Below are 11,473 nucleotides of genomic sequence, written 5' to 3'. Positions count from 1 at the left end.
GGGCGCACCGCGAGCCTCCTCAGACAAACAGAAATCTGCGGGGTCTCGCTGGCACGCATCAACTAAGCGCGATCCCGCAGGCGCCAGAGCCCCTCCGCTTTGATTCTTGGCCAAGACACTGGTCTATTGGTTTGAAGACGGGGCAAAATCCTATACTTTCTTATCCTGTTAGAAAAAACGGCGGCTCTTTCCAGATTCGAAAAAGTCGCCGTTCTTTTCTGCGTACACGCTATTGGTGATCGCTCAGGAAACAAACGCCTTGCGTTCTTCCTCGGACAGCGTTTCGTTCATACGACCACTGCGAAAACCGCTGAGGTCGAGCGTGACATAACGGAATCCAAACTCGGTTAATTTGGCGCTTACTTCACCGCTGCGCTCAAGCAAGTCACCCAAGCGTTCTGCCGGCACCTCAACACGGGCAATTTCTCCGTGATAGCGAACGCGCACAACCGGGAAACCGAGGTCACGAAGATAGGCTTCCGACGCCATCACTTGATCAATCTTCTCCGGCGTCAGCGTTGTGCCGTAAGGGAAGCGCGAAGATACGGAGCAGGAGGAAACTTTGTTCCAGTTCGTCAAGCCAATTCCTTTCGCCAATGCACGCACATCGGTTTTATAGAAACCGGCTTCTTGAAGCACACTGCGTGCCCCCGCCTCTGTGCGCGCGCGAAGGCCCGGACGGAAGTCGCTGTTGTCATCCATGATCATGCCGTCAAGAACATAATTAAAGCCTTGTTCCTGCGCAATCACGTTCATCTGTGCATAGAAACATTTTTTAGCATAGTACCAGCTGTCCGGCGTATTATGCTTAATGTGTTCATCAGCAAGATAATTCAGCTGAGTCCCCATCACCTCAGCACCAAGAGCTTTCGCTAAAGCAACTGCTTTTTCATATTCTTCATCGGTAAACAGTTCTGAATTGGCGACAACCGCCAACACACGATCCTTGCCCAGCGTATCCAAAGCCATTTTCAAAACCAGTGTGCTGTCAATTCCTCCGGAAAAGCCAACAACAACACGATCCATTTTCTTCAAAAGATCAGTCAACATTTGTGTTTTTTCAGTTAACGTATGCATGAATTTCTACCTTCTTTTTTATTTTCATTGTATTGATCACAGCCTGGTCATAGTCCAAGAAATCCGCGTGCAAACAGCGCGGCACAAGCAGCGCCAAGAAATGGCGCAATACCCGGTACAAGGATTCCGTATTGCCAATCATTATCCGCCTTGCCGCCAGGAATCGGCAGCATGGCGTGCGCAATACGCGGGCCCATGTCTCGAGCAAGGTTCATCGCAAATCCGGTCGGACCGCCCATGCCCATACCGATCGCCCAGACAAGCAAGCCCACGCCGATCGGCAGCAGCGCCGGGGCTTTCGTCGTTGCACCCGCAATCGCCAAGATTGCCGTAATAAAAATGAACGTATCAATGAATTCGACAAAGAAATTACGCGGCAAATTTCGAACGTTCGGATTGGTTGAGAAAATATTTCGGATTGCCACACGATTAATCGATTCAGACGCCTTAAACTGGTCATAATAAGCGATGAAGACAAAAATCGAACCGAAAACACCGCCAAGAACCTCTGCAAGACTAATCGGAATCACGTTGGCCCATGGAATATTGCCCAGAATCGCTTGAGCCAGCGTCATTGCCGGATTGATGTTAACTGCGCCAAAGATGAATAAGGAAACGGTAATCCCAAATCCCCACGTTGTAATGGCAAAAATGTGGCCGGAATGTTGGTACTTTGATGTATTGAGCACCTCGCAGCAGTGCACACCGACGCCAAAGACAATCATTAATGCTGTTCCCAAAAATTCGGCCAATAACTGATGAATCACAAATTTCTCCTCCAAACACTTTTCTTTTTGTCAGCTGTTCAGAAGCCGGTTTACCTCTTGTTTCACCGTCTCCAGAGAAGTCCCGTATTCGCGTGCAGCTTTTGCGCAATCGTCATATTCGGCCATTTGTTTGACAAGATCGCCATGGCTTGCAACTTTTACACGAATCGGACCAAACCTTGTTTCTACTGTTTTGAAGTGACGTTTCATAATCACCCGCTGCATCCGCTGATAGCGAACGCCAATAGTACGGGTGTGTTTCATGAGCATGCTCGCAAAACGATCACGTTCTGCAGGGGCGCAGAGTACCGAGAGTTTTATTGCCGGACGATTTTTCTTCATGAAAATCGGTGTAAAAAAGACATCAAACGCGCCTGCTTCCAAGAGCAGATCCATCGCAAAACCAAAGGACTCGCCATCCTCATCATCAAGATTGGCTTCAATCAGCAGTACCGAATCTTGGTCGCTGCTGACCGTTTGCATGCTTTTTTTCTCATCAAAAAGAAGGACGCGCAGTGCATTGAATGCGCCGGTATCCCGCTTGCCGAAGCCATACCCGCTTTTGAGCAGAACCTGCGCTTCCGGGATCGGTCCGAATTGGCGAACCAACGCTTTCACCAGTCCCATTCCCGTTGGCGTAATAAGCTCGGTTTGGATGTCTGTGCGCTGCTTAATCGGAATATTAGTCCCGATACGCATCTGTATCACCGCAGGCACCGGCACCGGCATTTCCCCATGCGCCACGTGAATAAAACCGGATCCGTCGGTCAGCTCGGAGGCACGCACCTCATCAACCTTAAGCAGATCAAGCGCGACGAAACAGCCGACAATATCAACAATCGAGTCCAACGCGCCAACCTCATGAAAATGGACCGCTTCCAGCGGCATGTGATGCACGGCTGCTTCCGCTTTGGCAATTTCGGTAAAAACAGCAAGCGACTGCTGTTTGATTTTTTCCGACAATGTGCTGGCGGCAATCAACGCAGCGATATCGCTCAGATGACGTACCGCATCCTGGTGGTGATGCTCATGATGCGGGTCGTGGTGGCTCTCGATAAAACCATGATCCTTCTCATGAGTCAATTGAACGTCGAAACGGGTTCCATAGATGCTGCTTTTAGACAGCCGTTCCACGTGAAGCTGATAACCGTCGACATTCAATTTAGCAAGCTCCGCCTTAAACTGGTCAAAATCAACACCAAGGTCGATCAGCGCCCCGATGAACATATCGCCGCTGATCCCGGAAAAGGCATCTAAATAAAGTGTTTTCATCATTTTCCTCCCTATCGGCTGTCCGTTCCGTCATAAATGATTGATCATGCTGGCAGAATAGGCGGCGCCAAATCCATTATCAATATTGACAACGGTAATGCCCGACGCGCAGCTGTTCAGCATCGTCAGCAGCGCCGTTACGCCTTTTAAATTTGTGCCATAGCCGACACTGGTCGGCACGGCAATCAGCGGCTTATCGATCAACCCGCCGACAACACTGGCAAGGGCGCCTTCCATGCCGGCAATGCAGATCACAACCTTGGCGCCGCGAATAACATCCAAACGTGCGAACAGCCGATGAATCCCTGCCACGCCGACATCATAAACACGTGCCACACGATTTCCGTATGCTTCTGCGGTCACTGCCGCCTCTTCAGCGATCGGAATATCGGAGGTACCTGCCGTTACAATGGCGATATAGCTACGCGTCTGTTTTACCTCTGCGCGATTGATCAGCGCGCAACGCGCCGCTTTATAGTAGACCGCATCGGGTACTGCTTTTTTGATTGCTTTAAACTTATCTGAGGAAAGGCGGGTGCATAAAATGTTGACCGTTTGCTTGCGCATCGCCTGAATGATGCCAATGATCTGCTCCGCCGTCTTCCCCTCACCGTAAACCACTTCCGGGTAACCGTTGCGCTGCTCTCGCGAAAGATCCACCTTAGCAAATCCGAGATCGGCAAAGGTATTTCCCTGCAACGCTTGTTCCATTTCTCCATGCTCGGGCTTCGAGCAGTCGGCCTCATTGAACGTGTCTCGTTCCATTTTTGTCCCCCTTTCCTCGTTAAATAAGTAAGCAACCGATTAACGCACAATAACACCTAAACCATCGGGGATCGCAACAATCTTGGCATCCTTGCCTTCACGTTCGTACGCCATCTCTAACGCTTGATCGAGCGACGTTGCAAGCGACATATGCATGTCCGTGATCAAATTCGCCTCGACCAGATCGGAAACCATGATGACATGATGATGAACCAAAATTCGTGCCAAGATCTGCGCGGTCCATTGATCCGGAATCGTTTTCAACTTCGGGGTATTAATGGCACGATCCAAGAATGCTTTCGGATCGGACACATCGGCAAGATTGTGATAAAAACCTTCGCCGCCGTGCCCATCCCGACAACCGGCAACCATGATGATCGTCCCGCCTTCTTTATTGGTTGCCTCGGCAGCCGTCATGCCCTTAACGGCTTGATAGATGTTTTGGTCAAGCGGATACCCGCCGTTCGTCGAGATCGCGATGTCGCAGTCAATTTTTTTTACACGCGATAACTCTTGCAGAAATTCACAGCCTTTTTGATGTGCCGCTTCCATATCTCCGGCAAACGATCCGATGATTTTCTTCTCTTCATCGAGCACAACATTGACAATAAAAGCAAGTTTTGCCTTGCGCGCTGCATACACCATATCCTCATGAATCGGGTTGTGATGCAGGTTACCGGTACGTGCTTTATCAGAATTAATAAATGGACCGGAATGGTTGGCCATAATCGTCTTGTAGGAAGCAATTCCCGGAAGCACCGATTTACGGCCGCCGGAAAATCCAGCAAAGAAATGCGATTCAATAAATCCTTCCGAAAGCAGTAAATCGGCTTCAGCAGCTACTTTGTTGATGATGCATTCACCGCCCGACGGAAGCTGGCCGATCTTGACCATCGACGCATCATCAGTCGAAATGTGCATCACGATTTCTTCTTCATCCACGATTTTTTGTCCATATTTGTTAACGAGTTCCTCGCGTGTCGACGGGCGATGAAAACCGGTGGCAACGAGAATACGAATGCGGGCATCCGGAGCGGCTTCACGCAAACGCCGCAAAAGAATTGGTGTGATGATGTGTGAAGGCACCGGACGCGTGTGATCGGAACTAATCATGACAATATTTTTCTTACCCTTGGCCAACGCTTCTAGCGACAGCGAACCGATCGGGTGGTCGAGCGACTCTTCAACGATTGCATGTTCAGATTGATCGGTGTGATAGGTTGCCGCTTCAGAGACTAATTTTCCAGCAAAGTTTTTGTCAGGCAAATCAGCAACAAGCGTTGTTTTGTCATAAGGCAGTTCAATACGAACCATAAATCAACAGCTCTCTTTTTAATTTTTTTCTGTCAGTCAAAAAGAATGAAAGACTCAAGACGCTACTTAGTATTAGAAAAAATAAGGCTGCACATGCACGCGAAAACCGGTTCTGCCAAACTTTTTCATGCACCATCTGTTATAAATCAAAACAAAAAGGTTGTCGGTTCCGTTTGCTATCATCAAAAAATGTTAACAAATGTTTCCTTTATTTGTGATATATATTAGCTGAAATGGCGTTAAAATAGGAATATAGATAACATTTGTATCCGTAATCCGTGCAGATCCTTCCCGATAGGAATGAAAAGATCAATGGTATTGAGTGAAATCGAATATTTAATTAATTTTCTGGATGCGTATAACGTGCCGACAATTAACAAAAGTCGACACACCTACTTGACCTATCACGGTCTTGAAGAGCGTTATACCTATGTTTTAAAGAAGGGTATTATAAAGAACAGCATCATTTTGCAGGATGGACGCGAATTCAACTTATCGTATATCGCAAAGCCTGATGTCATCTCACTGCTGCGCGACGAAGTTTCCAAGTTTACCGAACAGCCATTTAATGTGCGTGTCGAATCCGATGAAGCAACCTTCTATCAAATCGACCGCGTGACGTTTTGGAACTATGTAAATGCCAATCAAGAGTTGCAAAACTATGTGAAAAGCTATTATCGTAAAAAATTATCGGAGAATATCTTCCGTTTGCAGCGGATGATGATGAATGGCAAAAAAGGAGCGGTTTGCGCCTTTATTTACAGTCTTATCGACTTATTCGGGCGCAAAATTCGAGAAGGGATGCTGATTGATTTCATTGTCACCAACGATGATATCGCCGGATTCTGCGGAATCAGTGCGCGCAGCAGCGTGAACCGTATGATCAGTGAACTTCGAAACGACGGTGCGCTGATGATCAAGAATCGACGGTTTATCATTACCGATATTAGCTATCTGCTCGATCATATTGCCAATTAACGGCTGTATAAAAACGCTCAATGATTAGAGAAAGAGGATGTCACAAAAGTCTATGACTATGCGACATCCTTCTTTGCTTTGCAGCTGCATAAGGACACAAAATGAAGGTGTGGACTGCTCGCTAAGCTAGCCGATATAAACCATGCTTGGAAGGCGCTGAATTTGACGAAGCTAATCGAGTATCATTAGAGTAAGTAATAGATAAGCACCATAATTATTGCCTGCATGCCCGTCATGTCAGATGATCAAACAGTAAAAGGAGTTGCTTTCGAGAAAATGAGTCTGGATGATCATGCGGCCACGCCAATGTCAGATAGTGCCAATGGATCGCTTAAAGCGGAAAACACCCGACTAGCAAATCTGATCTATACTCATTCTTCGCATGATGGGACCTATGCCGCGCGGATCCCCGGGTTATATGTCAATCGCTATTCGCGAATTGAAGCCACAGATTATGTGCATACCATTTATTCGCCTACTGTCGGCATTGCCGCGCAGGGTAAAAAAATCATAACCGTCGGAAAGGATGTCTATGAATACGCAGGGTCACGTATTTTTATTGCTCCCGTTGCCTTACCGGTTGCAATGAAAACCATTTTGGCCAGCCCTACCGAACCGTTCTTGGGCGTAGGGCTATATCTCGACCCGCAAAGGATCGCGGCGTTGGTGCCGAAAGTATATCCGCAGGGCTTGCCAATGATTCGTAATCGGCGTGCGGGTTATGTCATGGATGCTGATTTGGCTCTGATTAATGCCATGGCAAGACTGGTCGATTGTCTCTCGAGTCCCGGCGATGATCATTTAATTGCCCCGCTCATCACGGATGAGATTTTCATTCGACTTCTTCGCAGCCCCATTGGTGTTTACGTTGCTGAGACCGTTTTTGCGGAATCCAGCGTGCAGCGGGTTGTGAAAGCAATTGACTGGCTCCAGAACAACTTCTCCCAGCCATTTAAAATCGCTGATTTGGCAGAGATGGTCCATTTGAGCGAATCCTCTTTCCGTGAGCATTTTAAGTCCGTCACCGCGATGAGTCCCTTACAATACCGCAATGTACTGCGTCTTCAAGAAGCCAGGCGGCTGATGTTATCCAATCAAATGGATGCGACGACTGCATGCCGGATTGTGGGATATGCGAGCGATTCCCAATTCAGTCGAGAATACAGTCGCTTCTTTGGAAGCCCGCCAAACAGAGATATCGCCAGATGGCGCCAAGAAAGACGGAATTTAAACTGATCAGGATGCCTCGTCGCCTTTTTTCATATCTCCGCTGCTTCAAGGCTTCGCGCTTTTTTGAACAGGTTCCGTTGAATCGGGCAATGACTCAATCAGAACACGCAAACATCCAAGTAAACCCTCTTCTATAATTAGGTTAACCATGAGCCGACCGTGCACTTCGCTGACGGCACTGCGCATGGTTCAAACCACCCAATTATACTGCTTATAAGGAGGTTTTTCATATGCGTGTTTTTGTTACGGGAGCGACCGGATTCATCGGATTGGCGGTTGTTCGTGAACTCATGGATGCTGGCCATCATGTTGTCGGCCTTGTTCGTTCCGAAGAAGCTGCCAAAAGGCTTATTGCCCTTGGTGCAAAGGCTCACCAGGGTTCAATCGAAGACCTGGAAAGCTTGCGCAGCGGTGCTGCCGCTGCAGATTGCGTCATTCACACAGCCTTCTTCCACAAGTTCTCTCATGCACGACTGTCAACACGCCTGCGAATCGTGCTTGGTGGAACCCCCCGTCAGGCGCCATCGCGATTCATGGCGGCAGCTGTCGAAACGGACCGACGTGCCATTGAGACATTGGGCACCGCGCTTTCCGGCCGCGACCGCCCTCTTGTTGTCGCTATGCCGACACTGACCCTCACCCCTAATAAACTCGGAACGGAGGACAATGCGGCTGACCCTAATTCCGCTGGAAAATTACGCGTCCCGTCGGAAAAAACGACGTTAGCGTTAGCCGATCGAGGCGTTCGCTCCTCAATTGTTCGTATCCCTCCACTTGTACACGGCGATGGCGATACGCATGGGTTCGTCCCGAGCCTGATCGGCATCGCTCGCAAGAAAGGCATTTCAGCCTACATTGGAACTGGAGCCAACCGTTGGCCCGCTGTGCATCACCTCGATGTGGCACATCTTTTTTGTCTCGCTTTGGAAAAGGCTCCGGCAGGGTCGCGGTTTCACGCGGTTGCCGATGAGGGCGTGCCCTTTCGTGATATCGCCGTCGCCCTTGGCCAACATCTCAAGCTACCGGTAAAAAGCATAGACGCGAAAAAGGCAAGTTCGCATTTCGGATGGCTGGGCAACTTCGCATCGGTCGACAACCCTGTATCAAGCGTATTAACCCATGAGCGCTTGGGGTGGCGCCCCGTGCATCCTTCTCTAATTGAAGACATTAATCAAGGTTATTATTTTCAGAGATAATAGCCTTTGCTGCACGTATTCTGACCTTTGTGCTGATCGGACCACTTTTCAAGTATCCCTTTCGCTTCCAAAAACAAAGCGCTTCCCGTTGATTGGGAAGCGCTTTGTTCATTCTATGATCTTTAGATTTCTGTGCCGACACCTTCGTATGCGTCATCGAGGATCTGCTTCAATTCGCTGATCAGAGGTTCTTTCGGATTGGTGCCTGTGCATTGATCTTCATAGGCGAGTTCAGCAAGTTTATCGACCGATTCATCAAAATGTTTCTTGTCGACGCCATTGGCTTTCAGACTCAGGTTTACGTCACAGTCATGGGCCAGTTTAATAAACGCTTTGACGAAGCTTTCTTTCAATTCTTCCGTTGTGTTCCCCTCGAAGCCTAAGAAACGAGCAATGGTCGCATAATCTTCATCCGCAGTGAAGCGGCTGTATTTCGGCCAGATCGCCAATTTTTTCGGGATTTTGGCGTTATAACGGACAACAGGAGCAAAAGCAATTGCAATGGCCAGACCATGTGGCAGCCCGAACTCTCCGCCTAGTTTATGAGCCAGTGAGTGGTTAATGCCCAGAAAAGCATTGGCAAACGCCATACCGGCAATCGTTGATGCATTATGCATATTCTCACGTGCCGTTTGATCGCCGGCAAATGACGCGCGCAGATTATCAAAAACAAGTTTGATTGCCTGCAGCGACCAACCGCGTGTATAATCACTCGCATAAACCGATACATACGATTCAACAGCATGGGTCAAGACATCAAGTCCCGTCCAAGCCACGGTTCGTTTCGGCAGCGTTTCCACGAACTGCGGATCGACAATCGCAATATCCGGCTGCATCGCATAGTCCGTAATTGGGTATTTAACATGGGTTTTGGAATCGGTGATGACGGCATACGGGGTTACCTCCGAACCGGTCCCCGATGTTGTCGGAATCCCGATATATTTTACCTTTTTGAGTTCCGGCACTTTATAGGTCCGTTTGCGAATATCGTGGAATTTCTGTTTTGCACCGACGAATGAAGCATCCGGACGTTCATAAAACAACCACATGCCCTTTGCAGCATCCATCGCAGAACCACCGCCGAGCGCAATAATCGTATCCGGTTGAAATTGTTTCATTGCAGCGACACCGCGATCGACGGTGTCGGTCGTCGGATCCGGTTCAACCTGTGAGAAGATTTCAATTGCCGGTTTGTCGCTGCGCGTGTTCAGCATCGCAACCACACGATCGGCATAACCGAATTTGACCATCCCTGGATCACAGACGAGGAAAACACGTTTCATTCCGGTCATTTCTTTTAAATAGCGTAATGAATGGCGTTCAAAATAGATTTTCGGCGGCAATTTAACCCACTGCATGTTGTTGCGGCGTTTGGCAACAACCTTGATGTTGAGCAGATCGAAATCGGAAACGTTGTGCGAAATTGAGTTCTGACCGTAAGAACCTGTGCCAAGCGTGAGCGATGGAACCATGTTATTGTACATATTGCCAATGCCGCCGAGCGCAGATGGCGAGTTCACAATAATGCGGCATGCATTCATTTTCAAGCTGTACTGTTTTATCAATTCCTGATCCTTGGTATGGATGGCCGCCGTATGGCCCGCGCCGCCGAAGTCAAGCAACGCTTTGGCGATTTTAAAGGCATCCACGTGATCCTTCGCTTTGTACATCGAAAGCACTGGGGATAGTTTTTCACGAGACAGTGGGTAATCAGGGCCCACTCCATCGATCTCTGCAATCAAAACCTTTGTTTCTTTCGGCACTTTGATACCGGCAAGCTGGGCAATTTTAAAGGCAGATTTTCCGGCAATCGGACCACGTACGCTGCCGCGTTTTGGATCCATCATCGCTTCGCCGAGTGCGTCATTGTCCTTTTTATCAAGAACAACACTGCCCAGCCGTTTGAACTCAGCCTTAACTGCTTCGTAAATGGCTTCGTCAACAACCACACTGTTTTCCGATGCACAGATCATGCCGTTATCGAACGTCTTGGAAAGCGTGATATCATTCACCGCTTGCTTGATGTCCGCGGTTTTCTCAATGTACGCCGGTCCGTTTCCCGGTCCAACGCCGAGTGCCGGTTTGCCGGTCGAGTACGCTGCTTTCACCATGCCTGGACCGCCGGTGGCCAGCACCGTCGCGACATCCGGATGATTCATTAATGCCCCGGTTGCTTGAATACTTGGCTTTTCGATCCATTGAATCGCGTTTTCCGGCGCGCCCGCTTCAACTGCTGCTTTTGTGATAATTTTTGCGGTTTCCACGCACGCTTTCTGAGCCTGGGGGTGAAACCCGAAAATAATTGTATTTCGCGTTTTCAGCGCAATCAGCGCCTTGAAGACAACGGTCGAGGTCGGGTTGGTAACCGGTGTAACCCCAGCAATGATCCCCACCGGTTCAGCGATTTTCACAATCTGCTCCTGATCATTCTCTTCAATAACACCCACCGTTTTGTCATGGCGAATTTTATTCCAAATGTATTCACTGGCGTAAATATTTTTCACCGCTTTATCTTCAACAACGCCGCGTCCTGTTTCTTCCACAGCCATTTTTGCCAGTTTCATATGATTATCCAAAGCAGCGATGGCCATTGCTTCGCAAACTTTATCAACGCTCGCTTGGTCAAAATCGGCAAGTGTCTTCAGCGCGGTTTTCGATTTTTGAACCAAACCGTCAATATAGGTCTTGATCGACTCCAGCTCCGCTTCCTCATTTTGAGATTGTGCAGCTCCTGTCTTTTGATCTTGATTTTTTTGATTTTCCTTAACCGCCTTTAACATAACAAATCGCTCCTTTATTGTGAATTATTTCACTTAAAACTATGAACCTCTTACAGATTCATGCGATTGAATGCGCTTTCTGAAAACGTTTTCT

At 48.5% G+C, this 11,473-nt stretch carries 9 protein-coding genes; 3 read left to right on the top strand and 6 right to left on the bottom strand.

The annotated features are described in order from the left end of the window. Positions 1-243 precede the first annotated feature (243 nt). The 5 genes from larE to larA are packed head-to-tail and all read right to left on the bottom strand — an operon-like array spanning position 244 to position 5,195. A complete protein-coding gene (gene larE / locus AA84_RS0106845) occupies positions 244-1,077 on the bottom strand; it encodes an ATP-dependent sacrificial sulfur transferase LarE (protein WP_028976584.1) in 834 nt (277 codons plus the stop codon). A 47-nt stretch (positions 1,078-1,124) separates the two neighbouring features. Then, a complete protein-coding gene (gene larD / locus AA84_RS0106840) occupies positions 1,125-1,844 on the bottom strand; it encodes a D/L-lactic acid transporter LarD (protein ID WP_028976583.1) in 720 nt (239 codons plus the stop codon). 30 nt (positions 1,845-1,874) lie between these two features. Continuing rightward, positions 1,875-3,116 (bottom strand): nickel pincer cofactor biosynthesis protein LarC, encoded by a 1,242-nt coding sequence (gene larC, locus AA84_RS18590; protein ID WP_028976582.1) that lies wholly within the window; start codon positions 3,114-3,116, stop codon positions 1,875-1,877. Positions 3,117-3,146: 30 nt separating this feature from the next. Then, complete coding sequence (gene larB / locus AA84_RS0106830) at positions 3,147-3,881, bottom strand: nickel pincer cofactor biosynthesis protein LarB (RefSeq protein ID WP_028976581.1); 735 nt, start codon at positions 3,879-3,881, stop codon at positions 3,147-3,149. Positions 3,882-3,920: 39 nt separating this feature from the next. Continuing rightward, positions 3,921-5,195 carry a nickel-dependent lactate racemase gene (gene larA, locus AA84_RS0106825; RefSeq protein WP_028976580.1) on the bottom strand — a complete coding sequence of 425 codons (1,275 nt, stop codon included), beginning with the start codon at positions 5,193-5,195 and terminating at the stop codon, positions 3,921-3,923. Positions 5,196-5,507: 312 nt separating this feature from the next. On the opposite strand from larA, the gene AA84_RS0106820 reads away from it, so the two are divergent. The 3 genes from AA84_RS0106820 to AA84_RS0106805 all read left to right on the top strand — a co-directional run bounded on the left by AA84_RS0106820 (position 5,508) and on the right by AA84_RS0106805 (position 8,599). Continuing rightward, positions 5,508-6,173 (top strand): Crp/Fnr family transcriptional regulator, encoded by a 666-nt coding sequence (locus AA84_RS0106820; protein ID WP_028976579.1) that lies wholly within the window; start codon positions 5,508-5,510, stop codon positions 6,171-6,173. 234 nt (positions 6,174-6,407) lie between these two features. Beyond that, the gene (locus AA84_RS0106815) at positions 6,408-7,409 is read left to right on the top strand and encodes an AraC family transcriptional regulator (RefSeq protein WP_328286232.1); all 1,002 of its coding nucleotides are present in this window, start codon (positions 6,408-6,410) and stop codon (positions 7,407-7,409) included. Between the two features lie 224 nt (positions 7,410-7,633). Next, positions 7,634-8,599, top strand: a complete 966-nt coding sequence (locus AA84_RS0106805; protein WP_028976577.1) for an SDR family oxidoreductase — start codon at positions 7,634-7,636, stop codon at positions 8,597-8,599. 122 nt (positions 8,600-8,721) lie between these two features. Here AA84_RS0106805 and adhE read toward each other — a convergent pair whose 3' ends face one another. Then, positions 8,722-11,379, bottom strand: coding sequence for a bifunctional acetaldehyde-CoA/alcohol dehydrogenase (gene adhE / locus AA84_RS0106800; RefSeq protein ID WP_037563178.1), 2,658 nt, complete (start codon positions 11,377-11,379; stop codon positions 8,722-8,724). Positions 11,380-11,473: the final 94 nt, after the last annotated feature.

Source organism: Sporolactobacillus terrae DSM 11697 (genome assembly GCF_000648615.1).
GTDB lineage: Bacteria > Bacillota > Bacilli > Bacillales > Sporolactobacillaceae > Sporolactobacillus > Sporolactobacillus terrae.
Note: the sequence above shows the minus strand (reverse complement) of the source record. Positions and strands in the feature narration are given on the sequence as shown.

Coding starts and splice junctions, on each gene's coding strand:
- larA (WP_028976580.1), bottom strand. CDS start 5,195: ATGGTTCGTATTGAACTGCCTTATGACAAAACAACGCTTGTTGCTGAT.
- larC (WP_028976582.1), bottom strand. CDS start 3,116: ATGAAAACACTTTATTTAGATGCCTTTTCCGGGATCAGCGGCGATATG.
- AA84_RS0106820 (WP_028976579.1), top strand. CDS start 5,508: ATGGTATTGAGTGAAATCGAATATTTAATTAATTTTCTGGATGCGTAT.
- AA84_RS0106805 (WP_028976577.1), top strand. CDS start 7,634: ATGCGTGTTTTTGTTACGGGAGCGACCGGATTCATCGGATTGGCGGTT.
- adhE (WP_037563178.1), bottom strand. CDS start 11,379: ATGTTAAAGGCGGTTAAGGAAAATCAAAAAAATCAAGATCAAAAGACA.
- larB (WP_028976581.1), bottom strand. CDS start 3,881: ATGGAACGAGACACGTTCAATGAGGCCGACTGCTCGAAGCCCGAGCAT.
- AA84_RS0106815 (WP_328286232.1), top strand. CDS start 6,408: ATGTCAGATGATCAAACAGTAAAAGGAGTTGCTTTCGAGAAAATGAGT.
- larE (WP_028976584.1), bottom strand. CDS start 1,077: ATGCATACGTTAACTGAAAAAACACAAATGTTGACTGATCTTTTGAAG.